This is a genomic window from Streptosporangium sp. NPDC006007, from assembly GCF_040614315.1.
GTDB lineage: Bacteria > Actinomycetota > Actinomycetes > Streptosporangiales > Streptosporangiaceae > Streptosporangium.
In genome coordinates this window covers 57,028-71,941 of sequence record NZ_JBEXUG010000007.1, presented here as the reverse complement: position 1 = coordinate 71,941, position 14,914 = coordinate 57,028, and the positions used below count along the sequence as shown (strand labels likewise).

Genomic DNA, 14,914 nt, shown 5'->3' with positions numbered 1-14,914 from the left:
GCGGGGCCGGCGGCGGGGTCACGGGGTCCGGCGGGGCCGCGTCACAACGGCTGGACGCGCACACCACCGGGGGAGGCGAGGATCAGGCTCCGATCCGGTACGGCCTGCCACCCGGGCCGGTCGTCCAGTGGTTCGCTCGCCACGAGCACGCCGTCGTCGGGGTTGTCGAGGTTGAGGAAGAGCGTCTCCCCCCAGGCGGTCGCGGCGAGCGAGGTGCCGTCACAGGCGAGCAGGTTCAGCCGGCCTTCGGGATCCTTCGTCCCGGCGTGCGTGACCACCTCGGCCAGCGTGTCGCCGAGGGGGCGGCCGGCGCGGAGCCGTGCGAACACCGCGGCGGCGACCCACGCGGAGTCGCAGGTGCTCTCCACGTCGCCGGGGTCGGCGAGTTCCCGGACGGCCTGCCGCGCGACGCGGCCGTTATGGCTGAGCAGCCACGGCCCGTCGGTGAAGGGCGCGGTCGCGGTCTCCTCGATCGGCATGCCGGCGCTGGCGGACCGTACGGCGGCCAGCAGGCAGCCCGAGCGGGCGGTCTGGGCGAGGGCCGGCAGGTTGGCGTCCGCCCAGACGGGCACCGTCCGGCGGTAGCGGACGGGTTCCGCGCGGGCCGGGTCGTACCAGCCGGCGCCGAAGCCGTCGGCGTTGACCATGCCGTGGCGTTGCAGGCGCGGGACGTAGGACTGCCGCAGCAGGCCGTGGCCGGGCTCGTGGATCAGCGAGGCGAGGGCGCGGGGGACGCCCAGCCAGGCGGCGTGGCGGCACATCTATCCGTGCTCCGGTGAGTACCCGCGCTCCGGTGGACGCCCTCCTTGTTCGGGGGAGGCCGGGCGGGCGCAGCGGAAGCCGGAGAAGATCTGCCGGCGGATCGGGTGGTCCCAGTTCCGGAACGTCGTGCGGACCGCGGCCGGGTCGGTCGCCCAGGATCCGCCGCGCAGCACCCGGTAGTCCTGGCCGAAGAAGACCTCGCTGTACTCGCGGTAGGGGAAGCTGCGGAAGCCGGGGTAGGGCAGGAACCGCGAGGCGGTCCACTCCCACACCTCCCCGATCATCTGTTCGGTGCCGTAGGGGCCGGCCCCGGCGGGGAAGGCGCCGAGCGGCGCGGGCCTGGCCGCCCGGTGCCCGAGGTTCGCCCGGTCCGGTGCCGGGTCGTCGTCTCCCCACGGGTACTTCCTGGTCCGCCCGGCCGAGGGGTCCCAGCCGCAGGCCTTCTCCCATTCGGCCTCGGTGGGCAGCCTCTTCCCGGCCCAGCGGGCGTAGGCGTCGGCCTCGTACCAGCACACGTGCTGGACGGGTTCCTCCATGGGCACGGGCTCGTGCCGGCCGAAGCGGGCCCGCCACCAGACGCCGCCGTCCCTGGTCCAGAAGAGCGGGGCGAAGACGTGGTTCTCCTGCCGCCACCGCAGGCCCTCCGGGGTCCACCAGCGCGGGTCCTCGTAGCCGCCGTCCTCGATGAAGTCGGCGTAGGCGCGGTTGCCGACCGGGAGCCTGTCGATCCAGTAGGCGGGCAGGTCCACGCGGTGGGCGGGCCGCTCGTTGTCGTAGGCCCACGGCTGGGTGCCGGTCCCCATCAGGAACGCGCCCGCGGGGACGAACACCTCCTCGGGCCCGGCGGGACGGCCGGGCGGCAGGTCGCCGTCGCGGACCAGGCCCGGCCTCCTCGACAGCTGCAGGGTGGCGAGCATCGTCTCGTCGTGCTGGTGCTCGTGCTGGATCACCAGGCCGAAGACGAAGGCGTCCCGGTGCAGCGGGGCCGGGTCGCGCGGATCGAGGGCGTCCAGGACGTCCAGCACCCGGCCGCGGACGCCGTCGATGTAGCGGCGGGTCTCCGCCGGTCCCAGGATGGGCAGGCTCGGGCGGTCCTCGCGCGGGTGCTTGAACGCGTCGTACAGATCGTCGATCTCGGGGCGGAGCGGGGTGATCCCGGCGGCCTCCCTGAGCACCCACAGCTCCTCGTAGTTGCCCACGTGCGCCAGATCCCACACCAGCGGTGACATCAGCGGTGAGTGCTGGCCGACCAGCAGGTCGTCCTCGATGTCGGTGTAGGCCAGTGATCGGTCGCGCACCGCGATCAGCTCGCCGGCGATCCGTTCCTTGAAGTCGTTCACGCCGGTTCCTCCTCCGTCAACCAGGCCGGCCGGGGCCGTCCCGATCCTCTCGCCGGATCCAGCAGGTCCACTGCCGGGGATCGGCCGGTCGTCACGTGGTGGTCGGCGAACGCGGCCACCTCGCCGATCAGGTCCGCGGACGCGCCCAGGCGGGGCAGCGCGGCCAGGGCGGCCTGGAAGCAGGTGTCGGCGGCCCTCCTCAGCTGCGGCTCCGTGAGGCCGCAGCGCGCCGCCTCCGGCCACATCCCCGCGCACGGTTCGGCCGCGGCCAGCGCGGTGTCCGCCGCGCGGTCGTCCATCAGCAGGGCGTGGGTCACCGCCACGCACACCGGCCAGCGCGCCGGGTGCTGGGCGTCGAGGTAGCGGATCTCCAGCCAGCCGCGGGGCCGTACCGGGGGGAAGACCGTCGTCGCGTGGTAGGCGAGGTCGGCCAGGGTCGGCGGGGGCTCGGGCGCGGCCAGCCAGTCGCGGAAGGTCGAGCCGTCGCGGATCGGGCGGTAGTGCTCGCTGCTCTCGCGGACCAGCATGAGCCGGGCGTCGAGGAGATACTCCGTCCAGGCGTCGGCCGGATCGCCGTCCCGCTCGCCGGGGAGTGTGACGGGAGCCGTCCGGGTGCGGTCGAGATGCTCCCACACCGCCTGGCGGCCCGACATCCATCCGCACGGCAGGCTCTCGTGGAGCGGGGAGTTCGCGAAGGCCGCCACCAGGACGGGGCCCAGGAGGTGCGCGCGGTTCCAGCGCACCGAGGGGTTCTCGCCCAGGTCCAGGTTGACCTGGACCGACGCCGTCGAGCACATCATCAGCGATCCGTACGGCTTGTCGAAGAACTCCGACATCGCCTCGTACCGGGGCAGGCGCAGCTGTCGCCGGGCCGGCCGGATCGGGTCGAGGCCCACCGCGCCCAGGACCAGCCCCGCCCGCCGCAGCGCCTCGCGGGTCAGGCGCACATCGGCGGAGAGGCGGGCGATCGCCTCCGGCAGAGGTCCCGCCGGACCGGAGAGTTCGAGCTGGCCTCCCGGCTCGAAGGTCACCCGGCTTCCGCCCGGCAGCGGTGGCAGGACGTCGGCGATCCTGGCCAGCGGGACCTGGACGGCGGGGGCCGTACGGTCGAAGACCAGGAACTCCAGTTCGACACCCACCTGGTTTCCGGTGGCGCCCCTGAAGCAGCTCCGCGCGAAGGCCCTCACATCCGAGGCGTCCCGGATCGGTGTGTCCTCGGCCGCAGGACCGGTCATCGTCTCCCCTTCCGCCCGACGTGTACGGATCTATAGATCCGCGAGGCGGGCGGGCGTTACAGCGGGGACCGGACAGGGGGCGGCGGGGGCCGCGGTGTGGCGGAACGGCGGGGGCGGTGTGGCGGAACAGAGGGTGGGGTGTAACGGATTGATCCTTGTGCGGTACTACTCCACATGGAGCGGGGGCGGGAATGACGCGAGGGGGGCCCAGGTTCGGGCGCTCGGCCGGCTGCCGTGAGGTTCTGGGGTTGGTCACCGACTATCTCGACGGGGCGCTGCCCGCCGGGCGGCGGCGGCGTCTTGAGGCCCATCTGACCGGGTGCGCCGACTGTCTCGCCTACCTGGAGCAGTTCCGGGTGACGATCGGGATTCTCGGCTGTCTCCGTACGGGGGAGGTTCCCCAGGGGCTGCTCGGCAGGTTGTGCGGGATCTTTTTCGGCTCAGGAGCCCCGCAGGTCCCGGAAGGCCGACAGTAGCCGGTCGCGCATCCCGCCGGGCAGGGGCTCGGGGCGCAGCCCGCCCAGGGTGTCGACGGTGACGTGGAACTGGGCGAGATAGCGCTCGCACCCCTCACAGCCGGCCAGGTGCTCCTCGAACAGGTATCGGGTGGGCTCGTCGAGCTCGTTCTCCATGTAGGCGGTGACGAGTGTCCCACACTGGTCGCAGCTGAACCGCTTCACGAGGTGGACCGCCTTACCGTCTCGAAACTGAACCGTTTTCACTACGCCGACCGCCTCACCGTCTCGAAATACTCCTCCAGTCGCCCGCGCACCGCGACGCGGGCGCGGTGTAGCAGGACCCGCTGGTTGGCCGCGGAGACGTCCAGGATCTCGCAGACCTCCTCGGAGGTGCACCCCTCGACGTCGCGGAGTGTGATCACGGCCCGCTGTCTGGCCGGGAGTTCGGCCAGGGCCGCCGCGATCTGGTCGCGCACCTCCGCGGCGAGCACCTCGCCCTCCGGGGTCGGCCAGGCCGCGGGGATGTTCTTCCACTGTCCGGGAAAGGGGTCGTCCGCGCCCTGGAAACACGAGCGGTCGACGGCCGGTTTCTCCTTCGGGGAGAAGGCGCTGCTCCACGGGACCGTGCGGTTCTCGCGCACCCCGCGCTTCCTGGCGGTGTTGACCAGGATCCGGTAGACCCAGGTCTTGACCGACGAGCGCCCCTCGAAGCCGTCGATCCCCCTGATCACCGCCAGCCAGGTGTCCTGCACGACCTCCTCCGCCGAGTCGTTGGTGGACACGTGCGAACGGGCCAGCCAGAGCATTCCCCGCGACCAGGTGTCCAGCAGTGCCGCGAACATCGTCTCGTCTCCGGCGCGCAGGGCCGCGACGACGACCTCGTCCGGAGGCAGCCTATTGCCGGTGAAGGACTCCAATATCGCCTCCTCCCGGTCGGTTGTTCGGGGCATGCGTCAGGTCGGGGCGGTTGTGCGGGGCGTGTGCCGCGCCGAGACGGGTGCGCGGGGCACACGTCGCGTCGAGACGGCCGCTCGGCCGTCCGCGGCCCAGGGGGGTCTCGGCGTCGACGGGTGAGATCGCCCCCGCGGGGGCTCGGGGGCCGGGAGCCGGGGCTCGGGGGCTGGGGGCTCGGGGTCCGCGAGCCGGGGGGTGACGCGGCGCCACGTGCGGCGTCTCGGTCATCGTGGCGCGTCCTCTCCGTTGAAGCGCTCCCACAGCGCGACCTCTCCGGGGATGAAGGTTCCCGCCCTGACCTGCGATGACACCTTCTCCGCCCCGGCTCATCCCGGGGTCTGCCCTGGCCGGCCCCGGCCGGGGCGCGTGGGCGTCCGCCACCTCCTCCCCGTACGGTTCCCGGACCGTGCCCGTTCGTTACACGGACTTTGCCCGGCGTTCGGTCGTGGATCCCGGCCCGGGGGGGTTTTCCGCCGTTCCGTGCCCGGAGCGGCGCGGTCAGGCGCCGGGGAGTTTCAGCATGCGATCGACCAGCTGGTGGAGGTGGGCGCGGTAGCGGCGCAGGGTCTCGGGGTCGGCGGAGGGGGACTCCTCCGGCTGGGTGACCGCCTCGCCGTACAGGAGGCCGTAGATGCTCCAGATCAGGGTCCGCACCATCAGGTCCAAATCGACGTGGTTGTCGATGATGCCGGCCCGCGCCGCCGAGAGCAGCGCCTCACGGGTGCGTTCGATGAGCGGGGCCGCGTACTTCTCCTCCACGTCGGGGATGTCGGCGGCGTCGCCGAGCCAGCGGTGCACCCACAGCGCGGGGACCTGAGGATGCGCCAGGCAGAACTCCAGGTAGCGGTCCACGAGCGCGTACATGGCCGAGGCGATCTCGGCGGGGTCGCCGGTGGGGAACACCGCGAGCGCGTCCTCCGCGACGGCCCGTTCGGCCTGGGCGGCGCGTTCGAGGACGGCGAGGTAGAGGTTGCGTTTGTCGCCGAACGTGTCGTGCATCCACGCGAGGTCGTGCCCGGTCGCCTCGGCTATCCCCTGAAGGTAGGTGCCGTCGTAACCGAACGCGGCGAAGAGTCTCGCCGCGAATTCTATGACCGCCTCACTCTGCCGGCCGTCCGCAGAAGCCATGACTCGATTTAAGCCCTTTGTGTAGATCGCAGTAGCTAAGCGGTGGTGTTGACGCGGTCAAACCTGCGTGCGCAATGCCTTGGCCGAAGGCGGCCCGGCCGGTCCGCGCTCTTCTCCACAGGGACCGGACGGCTCTGCGCGGGGGCGCCCGGCCTGGCCGTCCGCACCGTCACGGTCCTGCCGGCCGGTGCGCGCCGGGTGCGCGGCCTCTTCCGCTCCCGGATCACCGTCCGGGGTGGACAGCCATGCTGCATTCCACGCGTATATGCATTTGTTGCAATTATGCTTTTGGTGAGGTTTTGTGAAGGGGAACATGCGCGCCTACCTCAAGGAGCACGCCGTGAACGATGTTCCACCAGGCCCGGTAACGCTTCGCACGGTCCGGGAGAACACCTTCGATCCGCCGCATGAGCTGGGACGCCTGCGCGAGGAGACGCCGGTCCGCCGCATGACCTACGCCGACGGCCATCTCGGCTGGCTGGTGACCGGCTACCCGGCGGTCCGGGCCGTGCTGGGCGACAGCCGGTTCAGCACCCGGCCGGACCTCCAGCACCCGATCACCCCCCAGGCCGCCCAGTTGCGGGGACTGCCGCTGCCCGCCGGATTCTTCCTGCGCACGGATCCGCCCGAGCACACCCGCTACCGGCGGCTGCTGACCGGCCATCCCCGCGCTGCTGGCGCGTCTGCCGCGCCTGCGTCTGGCCGTACCGCCCGAGCGGGTTCCGATGCGCTCCGACATGGCGGTCTACGGCGTGCACGAGCTGCCGGTCGCTTGGTAGAGGGCCACGTCCCGCGCGGGATCGAGACGGTCCGCGAGGTCTTCGGGCGGGCTTTATCCACAGCCTGCCGAGAAGGTTTCCGCGGGCGGGCCAGGTTTTCCACAGGTTGGGCGGCCGGGTTGTCCACAGCCTGTGCACAGCGGGGTCCGAGCGCGCCCGCTCCGCGGTGTCCGCGGCCGGGTCTCAGGGGCGGATCAGGGACGGGTCAGGGGCGCCGCCGGATGTGTGAGGGGGCCTCCGGCGGACAGTGTTGGGCCATGCTCGCGTTGAAGAGGCTCTATCCGCTGGTCTCCTGTGCCGGGATCGCGGTGGCCGTCGTGGCCATGATCGTCGGCCGGCTCGACCCCGACCCGTACCTGAACCCGCTCGATCTGACGATCGGCGAGTACGCGGCCATGGAGCGCGGCGGAACCACCGAGTTCGCCATGGCGTCGCTGGGGGTCGCGTCCCTCGCGCTGGTCGCCGGGTTGCGCGCGGCCGGGACGCCGATGGGGGCGGCGGCGGAGCGGCTGATGCTGGTGTGGAGCGGGGCGCTGATCGTGCTGGCCGTCGCGCCGGGCGCCGTCCCCGGCGCGCTGTCCGACCTGACCGTCCAGTTGCACGGTTACGCCTCGGTCGCGGCCTTCCTCGCCGTGCCGGTGGCCGGTGCGCTGATGGTGCCGCGGCTCGGCGAGGACGAGCGGTGGAGGGGGGTGGCCAGGCCGGTGGAGTGGCTGGCGCTGGCCGGTGGCTTCGGGCTGCTGGCGGTCACCTACGTGGCGCTTCCCGGCGACCAGGTGTTGATCGGCCTGGTGGAGTGGGTGCTGCTGGGCGCCGAGGTCGCCCTGGTCGCGGTGCTGGCCGTACGGCTGACGCAGCTGGAATGGAACCGGGAGACCGCTCGCGCCTCACGTGCCGCTCTCGGCTGACTTGTCACTTTGCTTTACTACTTCATGACATGTCACAAATAGGATAAGAATAATAGGGTCAGTCAGTGCTATCCTCATCGGCGATCTAGAGATCGTCCGGAGGTCTCCGTTCCGGCGCTCCGAGAACGAGCCGATGAGGTGACATGGCATCGAGCAAACCCATCCGGTTCAAGATCTCGGCCCTTCTGGCGATCCCCTTGGTCTCACTGATCGCCCTGTGGGGGTTCGCGGCCACCGTCACGGTCGGCGACTCAATGCGTCTGCTGACCATCGACACCCTGTACGACACGATCGGCAAGCCGGGTGACGAGCTGAGCGACGCCCTCCAGCGCGAGCACCTCCTGTCGGCCGAGTACGTGGCCACCCGGTCGAGTCCCGACCAGGCCACCCTCGCCCTGCAGCGCACCGTCACCAACCAGGCGCGCCAGCGCTTCCGCGAGCAGACGAGCACCGAGGCGGCCCAGTCCGCGATGACCGCGGACATGAAGATCCGGTTCAACGAGGTGATGAACCGCGTCAACGCGCTCGACGCGCTCCGAGCCAAGATCGACAGTGGCCGGATCGGGCCGGTCGGCCTCTCCCGGGACTTCTCCCTGGTGCCCGACGCGCTGAACCGGCTCTTCAACAGCATGAGCCTCAACAACGACCTGCCGCTCTACCAGCAGTCGCGCAGCCTCAACATGATCAACTACGCCAAGGATCTCATCAGCCGCGAGCGGGCGCTCGCCGCGGGGGCACTGGCGACCGACCGCGCGCTGTCGCCGAGCGAGCTGCGGCTCTTCACCCAGCTGGCCGTCAACCGGACCTTCCTGCTGGAGCAGGCGCTGCCGGAGCTGGAGCCGAGGCTGCGCCAGCCCTTCGCCGGCATGATGACCTCGACCATCTACACCCGGTTCGGCACCCTGGAGGAGAACCTCCAGACGGGGGAGGCCGTGTCCTCCGCCGAGTGGCGAGCCGCCGGCAACGACGTGGAGGCCATCTACCAGCGGGCGCTGATAGCGGTCAGCCTCGCCCTGGCGGACCGGGCGGCCCCCTCGGCCGCCGCGACCTTCATCAAGGCCGGGGTCGCCGGAGTGCTCGGGCTCGTGGCGGTCGTCGCCTCGCTGCTGATCTCCTACCGCGTGGGCAGCGGGCTCACCCGCGAGCTCGCCGGGGTACGGCGGACCGCCATGGAGGTGGCCGAGGTGCGGCTGCCACGGGTCATGGAGAAGCTGCGCAGGGGCGAGAGCGTGGACGTGGCGGCCGAGGCGCCCCCACTGGAACCGCTGGGCAGCACGGCCGAGGTGCACGACGTCGCCGCCGCCTTCGACAGCGTTCAGCGCAGCGCCGTCCAGTCCGCGGTGGAGCAGGCCAAGCTCCGCGAGGGGGTGGCCCAGTCCTTCCGCAACCTCGCCCGGCGGAGCCAGTCCCTGCTCCAGCGCCAGCTCAAACTGCTCGACGCGATGCAGAAGCAGGCCGAGGATCCCGCCGCGCTGGAGAACCTGTTCCGGCTCGACCACCTCACCACCCGGATGCGCCGGCACGCCGAGGGCCTGGTGATCCTCTCCGGTGGGGCCGCGGGCCGCAAGTGGCGCTCGTCGGTCCTGATGGAGGACGTGCTGCGCGGTGCCGCCGCCCAGGTGGAGGAGTACGCCCGGGTGCGGGTCTACCCGATGGACGGCAGCACCCTGGTCGGCAGCTCGGTGGCGGACATGATGCACCTGTTCGCCGAGATCATCGAGAACGCCACCGTCTTCTCCCCGCCCGGAGGCGAGGTGTCGATCCGGGGTGAGCTCGTGGGCCGGGGCTTCGCGATCGAGATCGAGGACAGGGGCCTGGGCATGACCGCGGAGAAGCGCACCGCGATCAACGAGCGCCTGGCCAGCCCGCCGGAGTTCGACCCGGCCGAGACCGACCGGCTGGGCTTCGCCGTGGTCGGCCTGCTGGCCGCCCGTTACGGGATCAGCGTGACGCTGCGGCCCTCGCCGTACGGCGGGACCGGGGTGGTCATGCTGCTCCCCGAGATCCTGCTCGGGGATCCCGAGCCGGTGGAGCCGGTCGGCGCGGTGGAGTCCACGCTGCCGGATCCCGTCGAGTCCGCGCTGTCGGCCCCCACGGACCTGTGGAAGACGCCGGTGCGGCGCGGAGGCGGCCTGCCGCGCCGGGTCCGCCAGGTGAACCTCTCGCCCGGCCTGCGGCAGGACGGCCTGCCGCCCGAGCCGGCGCCCAGGGCCGAGGAGCGGTCGCCGGAGGAGGCTCGGGCGCTGCTGAACTCGTTCCGGTCCGGATGGCAGCGCGGCCGGGCGGAGAGCGAGGACGGCGGCGCGGAGCCGTGATCCGGGTCCTCGGACACCAGCGGGGCCGTGACGCCGCATTCGCGGCCGGCCGCGCCCCACAGTGAGCTTGACCATTAGAGGGGAAGGGGTTTTACCACGTGCCAGGTGAGCTGCATTGGCTTCTGGATGACTTCGTCACGAGTGTGGCGGACGTCTCGCACGCGCTGATCCTGTCCAACGACGGACTGATGATGGCCTCCTCCAGGGGCCTCAGCAAGGAGGACGCCGACCACCTGTCGGCGGTCGCCTCCGGGTTTCAGAGCCTGGCGAAGGGAACCAGCCTCCACTTCGGTGGCGGGGCCGTACGCCAGACCATGGTGGAGATGGACTCCGCCTTCCTCTTCGTCACCTCGGCCGGTCAGGGAAGCTGCCTGTCGGTCATGAGCAGCGGAGCCGCCGACGTCGGCCTGATCGCCTATGAGATGGCCCGGTTGGTGACCCGTGTCGGCCAGCACCTGGCCACCGCGCCCCGGGTGGCCGGCCCATGAGTGACGAGGTCGAGTGGGTCGACGAGGAGGCGGGACCGGTCGTCCGCCCCTACGCGCTGACCGGTGGGCGGACCACGACGTCCTCCGCCACGTTCGACATGCTGTCCATGGTGGTGGCGACCGGCTCGACGGTCTCGACCAGCTCCCACCTGGGTTCCGAGCACCGGCGCCTGCTCGGTCTGACACGGCGGACCCGGCCGATCGTGGAGCTCGCCGCCGAGGTCGGGCTGCCGATCGGAGTGATCAAGGTTCTGCTGGGGGACCTGCTCGACCAGGGCCTGGTCCTGGTGCGCTCGCCGATTCCGGCGAACACCTCTCCCGCCGAGGGGCTGCTGCGAGAAGTGATCAGCGGCTTGCGGGCGCTGTGAACGCCCCGTACCTTCTCGGGCACGGGGAAGTCGCGGCAGAGCGGTAGTTCCGCGGGGTGGGGCGCGGGCTACCGGCTCCGCTCACGACTGGCTGGCCGTCAGCACCCTCAACGAGTGCTCCACCAGCGTTACCAGCACCGTCTTGGCCGATGCGCGACGCCGTACGTCACAGAGCAGTATGGGCACATCCGGGTCCAGGTCCAGGGCGATCCGTATCTCCTCCTCGCCGTACCGGTCGGCCCCGTCGAAGCAGTTGACCGCCACGACGAACGGTGTGCCGCGCTGCTCGAAGTAGTCGATCGACGGGAAGCAGTCCGTCAGCCGGCGGGTGTCGGCGAGTACGACGGCGCCCAGCGCGCCATAGGACAGTTCGTCCCACATGAACCAGAAGCGTTCCTGTCCCGGGGTGCCGAACAGGTATACGACCAGGCCGTCCCGGATGGTGATGCGACCGAAGTCCATCGCCACCGTGGTGGTGGTCTTGCTCTCCACGCCCTCGACGTCGTCGATGCCGATGCCGCGGTCGGAGAGCACCTCCTCGGTGCGGAGCGGACGGATCTCACTGATCGCACCGACGAACGTGGTCTTGCCCACCCCGAAGCCGCCCGCGATGAGAATCTTGAGCGCGACGGGTTCGTCAGAGGGCCCGAAGTCCATTGATCACTTCCTTGAGAAGATGCTCACTCGCCGGGGCGTGCCCGATCGAGATGAGCTTGTGGTCCTGCAGGTCGCCGAGAAGGACGCGGACCACGCCGAGTGGCAGGTCGAGCTCGGACGCCACGTCGGCGACCGAGGCGATCCCGGAGACGAGGGAAAGGATGCGTTCCTGCTCCGGTCCTGGGACGAATCCGTTGGATGGGGCGACTCCGGTCGCGGTGATCATCGCGATCAGGTCCAGTGTGTCGCCGGAGGACCGGGTACGACCTCCGATCAGCGCGTACGGCCGGACTATGGGGCCGGCCTCCTCGTCCATCCACAGCGTCATCCGGCCCCCTTGCCAGAGGCCCGGGGGCCGGGCGACCCGTGGTCTGCGCGCCGTGGGCCCCGCTCGTTCATGAGATGCCCTGGCGCGGATGGGTGGTGATGTGCTGACCGACCCGCTTGACCAGCATCGCCATCTCGTAGGCGACGTGGCCGACGTCGGCGTCGGCACCGCTCAGCACGGCCAGGCAGGTTCCCTGCCCGGAGGCCGTGACGAAGAGGAAGGCCGTCTCCATCTCCACGATGGTCTGGCGCACGTCGCCGCCGCCGAAGTGGCGCCCGGCCCCGCGTGCCAGGCTCTGGAATCCGGCGGCGACCGCGGACAGATGTTCGGCGTCCTCCCGGCTGAGACCCTGGGAGAACCCGACGGCGAGTCCGTCGGTGGACAGGAGTACCGCCTGGCGTACCGCGCCCACCCTGCTGGTCAGGTCGTCGAGGAGCCAGTTCAGCTCGCCGGTGCTACTAACTTTTCCGGTCATTAGTCCCCCTTGTCGCCTGTCGTCTGGTGTGCGGAATCATTTCCGTGTTCCTCGCGCCCGCGCCGTACTCCAGCCTGGAAGGCGGAGAACAGTGCCCTGGCCTCGTCGGGCGAGCGTTCGGCGGCCTTGGGCTCCGGGGCGGGGGCGGCGGTCTCGGACTCCTGGCGGAGCTGTGGCATCAGGTTGGCCTGCCGTACACGGCGGGGCAGGCTCTTCGGCCCGGGAGGTCCGGCGGGTCCGGCTGGGCCGGCGTTCTCGCGGGCGGGTTCACGGAACGGTTCGCGAGCGGGCTCATGGACCGGCTGACGGGCGGGTTCACGGAACGGTTCGCGAACGGGTTCACGGACCGGCTGACGGGCGGGTTCACGGACCGTCTCGCGAGTGGGCTCATGGACCGGCTGACGGACCGGCTCGCGGGCCGGTTCGCCGGCGGCCTTGTCCACCGGTCCGCGCGGCGGCAGGTCGGCCACCACGGACAGGGCCGGGGTGACCGGAGGCTGGGAAGCCGGGGGCCCGGCGTGGGAGGCCGCCCTCGACCGGCGGGGCAGACCGCCACCGGAGGCGGGAACGGAGGCGGAGGCGGCGGCGCTGGAGGCGGGAGCGGCGGCCAGCGCGCTCGGCACGCCGGGCTCGAAGAGCTCCGAGGGCCGCTCGACGACCCGTTCCGCGGTGAGGGTGAGCGTCGTCGGATTCTCGGCGAGCAGGGCGCGGGGAATGAGCACGATGGCCGTGGTTCCGCCGAACGGCGAGCCTCGCAGCACCACCTGGATGCCGTGCCTGGCGGCGAGCTGACCCACCACGAACAGGCCGAGCTGGTCGCTGTCGGCCGGGTCGAAGTCCGGTGGGCCCTCCAGCCGCCGGTTGATCGCCTCGTACTCCTCGGCGCTCAGGCCCAGGCCCCGGTCCTCCACCTCGACGGCGAATCCGTTGGCCACGATGTCGCCGCGCACGGTCACGGTGGTCTGCGGCGGCGAGTAGATCGTGGCGTTCTCGACGAGCTCGGCCAGCAGGTGAGTGATGTCGGCGACCGCCGCCCCGTCGAGCGCGGCGTCGGGCAGCAGCGCCACGCTGACCCGGGTGTAGTCCTCGACCTCGGCGATCGCCGCCCTGACGATGTCGACCACCGCCACCGGATTGCGCCAGGCCCTGCCGGGCGCGGCACCGGACAGAATGATCAGGCCCTCCGCGTGCCGTCGCATCCGGGTGGTCAGGTGGTCCAGCCGGAACAGGTCGTCCAGGCTGTCGGAGTCGGTCGCCCGTCGCTGCATGTTGTCCAGCAGCATGAGCTGGCGCTGGAGCAGGCTCTGCTTGCGCCGGGCCAGGTTCACGAAGACCTGGCTGACGCCGCGGCGCAGCCTGGCCTGGCCCACGGCGGCCTCGACGGCGGTGCGCTGCACCGAGTCGAACGCCTGGGCGACGTCGTGGATCTCGGCCGACCCGTCCGCGCTGATCGGCGGCGCCTCGGCCCGTACGTCCACCTCCTCGCCACGCCTGAGCCGTTCCACGACCTCCGGGAGCCGCACGTCCGCCAGGTCCAGCGCGGCCGAGCGGAGCCCGGCCAGCTCACCGGCCAGGCGGCGGCCGAAGCGGACCGAGATGATGATCGACGCGATCACCGCGACCAGTCCCATGCCGCCGGCGACCGCGATCCTCACCATGATCCAGGTGGCCACCGACTGGGACCGCTCGGCCAGCGCCTTGGAGGAGGCGGCGCCGAGCTCGTCGAGCCAGACGGCCAGCCCGTTGGTGGTCTGCCGCCACTGCGTGGCCTCCGGGGGCAGCCGGCGGCCGCTTCCGGAGACGATGGCCTTCTCCAGCGCGGTGAACTTGTCGAACGCGGTGGAGTTGAACGTGTCGCGGTACGGCTTGCCCAGCGTGGTGTCCAGCGCGGACAGGCCGCGGGCCTGCAGGTAGTGCCTGGTGGCGGCGTATCCGGCGAAGGCGTCGCGCTCCCCGGCGGAGAGCCGGGAGTCGATCAACGCCCCGCTGATCAGCGCGTTCTCCCTGGCGATCATCTCGCGGGCGCCGGCCATCGACTGCATGGCCGCGGCCTGCTGGTAGATCGACAGGTCGGGGACCGCGACCATCTGGTCGTAGAGGAGGAAGACCGCGTCGAGGATCTCGTTGTAGTTCGACAGCACGTCCAGCCGGCTGTGGCGGCCGCTGTCGATGCCGACCCTGACATCCTGGAGTCGGTCGAGCTGACGCATGAGTGTGTTCAGCGATGCCCGTAGTTCCGGACTGCCGGAATCATCGGCGAACGCCGCTTGCCGAAACTTCTCCACTGCCCGGTCCGTGCGGTCGCGCTGCTGACCGATCCCACTGGTGAGGATCCGTGAGCTGATCGCCATTGAGGACTGCGTCCGTTCGGCCTGAAGTTGGAGTCCCAGGTCGGTGGAGGTCATACCAACGGTCTGGTAGAGGGTGTTCGATCGCAGCAGAGCTGCTCCGTCGCCCACGGTCAGGTTAAGAACGAAGCCCCACAAGGCGCTTAGCGAGAGCAGGGGTAAGAGCAGCAGCAAAAAGATCTTGAACCGAATTGACCGGTTTCCAGAGCCCATGCCCACTCGTCCCAACTTCTGAGTGTGTGGAGGCCCGCGCTGCTTTAGGGATGAAATGCGCCTCCGGAAGATCGCACAGGAGACTAGCACCGATAAGGCCCCCGGCGCAGGGGAGGATCTGATGATTAATGTGATTACCTGAGTCGGTGCCGGGATTG

Annotated in this window: 16 protein-coding genes; 5 read left to right on the top strand and 11 right to left on the bottom strand. The window is 71.0% G+C overall.

Annotation, left to right across the window (positions count from 1 at the left end; all coding sequences use genetic code 11):
• Window positions 1-41: 41 nt before the first annotated feature.
• The 3 genes from egtC to egtA are packed head-to-tail and all read right to left on the bottom strand — an operon-like array spanning window position 42 to window position 3,337.
• The gene (egtC, locus tag ABZ194_RS08100; protein WP_355593642.1) at window positions 42-761 is read right to left on the bottom strand and encodes an ergothioneine biosynthesis protein EgtC; all 720 of its coding nucleotides are present in this window, start codon (window positions 759-761) and stop codon (window positions 42-44) included.
• The gene (gene egtB / locus ABZ194_RS08095; RefSeq protein WP_355593640.1) at window positions 762-2,102 is read right to left on the bottom strand and encodes an ergothioneine biosynthesis protein EgtB; all 1,341 of its coding nucleotides are present in this window, start codon (window positions 2,100-2,102) and stop codon (window positions 762-764) included.
• Window positions 2,099-3,337, bottom strand: a complete 1,239-nt coding sequence (gene egtA, locus ABZ194_RS08090; RefSeq protein WP_355593638.1) for an ergothioneine biosynthesis glutamate--cysteine ligase EgtA — start codon at window positions 3,335-3,337, stop codon at window positions 2,099-2,101. The genes egtB and egtA overlap by 4 nt, the downstream gene beginning before the upstream one ends.
• A gap of 191 nt (window positions 3,338-3,528) precedes the next feature.
• Between egtA and ABZ194_RS08085 the strand changes: the two genes are divergently transcribed.
• Window positions 3,529-3,813 (top strand): zf-HC2 domain-containing protein, encoded by a 285-nt coding sequence (locus tag ABZ194_RS08085; RefSeq protein ID WP_355593636.1) that lies wholly within the window; start codon window positions 3,529-3,531, stop codon window positions 3,811-3,813.
• Here the strand turns inward: ABZ194_RS08085 and ABZ194_RS08080 are convergent.
• The 4 genes from ABZ194_RS08080 to ABZ194_RS08065 form a co-directional block, all read right to left on the bottom strand.
• Window positions 3,778-4,017 (bottom strand): zf-HC2 domain-containing protein, encoded by a 240-nt coding sequence (locus tag ABZ194_RS08080; protein WP_355593634.1) that lies wholly within the window; start codon window positions 4,015-4,017, stop codon window positions 3,778-3,780. The two genes, ABZ194_RS08085 and ABZ194_RS08080, sit on opposite strands and share 36 nt — an antisense overlap.
• 41 nt (window positions 4,018-4,058) lie before the next feature.
• Complete coding sequence (locus tag ABZ194_RS08075; RefSeq protein WP_355593632.1) at window positions 4,059-4,712, bottom strand: sigma-70 family RNA polymerase sigma factor; 654 nt, start codon at window positions 4,710-4,712, stop codon at window positions 4,059-4,061.
• 535 nt (window positions 4,713-5,247) lie between these two features.
• Window positions 5,248-5,877 carry a TetR/AcrR family transcriptional regulator gene (locus ABZ194_RS08070; RefSeq protein WP_355593630.1) on the bottom strand — a complete coding sequence of 210 codons (630 nt, stop codon included), beginning with the start codon at window positions 5,875-5,877 and terminating at the stop codon, window positions 5,248-5,250.
• A gap of 489 nt (window positions 5,878-6,366) precedes the next feature.
• Entirely contained in the window at window positions 6,367-6,495 is a 129-nt protein-coding gene (locus ABZ194_RS08065) for a hypothetical protein (protein WP_355593628.1), read from the bottom strand.
• A gap of 418 nt (window positions 6,496-6,913) precedes the next feature.
• Between ABZ194_RS08065 and ABZ194_RS08060 the strand changes: the two genes are divergently transcribed.
• The 4 genes from ABZ194_RS08060 (at window position 6,914) to ABZ194_RS08045 (ending at window position 10,735) form a co-directional block, all read left to right on the top strand.
• Entirely contained in the window at window positions 6,914-7,564 is a 651-nt protein-coding gene (locus ABZ194_RS08060; protein ID WP_355593626.1) for a DUF998 domain-containing protein, read from the top strand.
• A 143-nt stretch (window positions 7,565-7,707) separates the two neighbouring features.
• Entirely contained in the window at window positions 7,708-9,879 is a 2,172-nt protein-coding gene (locus tag ABZ194_RS08055; RefSeq protein WP_355593624.1) for a nitrate- and nitrite sensing domain-containing protein, read from the top strand.
• A 98-nt stretch (window positions 9,880-9,977) separates the two neighbouring features.
• On the top strand, window positions 9,978-10,367 hold the full coding sequence (locus ABZ194_RS08050; protein WP_355593622.1) for a roadblock/LC7 domain-containing protein: 390 nt from the start codon (window positions 9,978-9,980) through the stop codon (window positions 10,365-10,367).
• Window positions 10,364-10,735 carry a DUF742 domain-containing protein gene (locus tag ABZ194_RS08045; protein ID WP_355593620.1) on the top strand — a complete coding sequence of 124 codons (372 nt, stop codon included), beginning with the start codon at window positions 10,364-10,366 and terminating at the stop codon, window positions 10,733-10,735. Before ABZ194_RS08050 ends, ABZ194_RS08045 begins: the two co-directional genes overlap by 4 nt.
• Before the next feature lie 81 nt (window positions 10,736-10,816).
• Here ABZ194_RS08045 and ABZ194_RS08040 read toward each other — a convergent pair whose 3' ends face one another.
• The 4 genes from ABZ194_RS08040 to ABZ194_RS08025 form a co-directional block, all read right to left on the bottom strand.
• On the bottom strand, window positions 10,817-11,392 hold the full coding sequence (locus ABZ194_RS08040; RefSeq protein ID WP_355593618.1) for an ATP/GTP-binding protein: 576 nt from the start codon (window positions 11,390-11,392) through the stop codon (window positions 10,817-10,819).
• Entirely contained in the window at window positions 11,373-11,720 is a 348-nt protein-coding gene (locus tag ABZ194_RS08035; RefSeq protein WP_355593616.1) for a DUF742 domain-containing protein, read from the bottom strand. Before ABZ194_RS08035 ends, ABZ194_RS08040 begins: the two co-directional genes overlap by 20 nt.
• A 67-nt stretch (window positions 11,721-11,787) precedes the next feature.
• The gene (locus ABZ194_RS08030; RefSeq protein WP_355593614.1) at window positions 11,788-12,195 is read right to left on the bottom strand and encodes a roadblock/LC7 domain-containing protein; all 408 of its coding nucleotides are present in this window, start codon (window positions 12,193-12,195) and stop codon (window positions 11,788-11,790) included.
• A complete protein-coding gene (locus ABZ194_RS08025; RefSeq protein ID WP_355593612.1) occupies window positions 12,195-14,654 on the bottom strand; it encodes a nitrate- and nitrite sensing domain-containing protein in 2,460 nt (819 codons plus the stop codon). The genes ABZ194_RS08030 and ABZ194_RS08025 overlap by 1 nt, the downstream gene beginning before the upstream one ends.
• Between the last annotated feature and the right edge of the window lie 260 nt (window positions 14,655-14,914).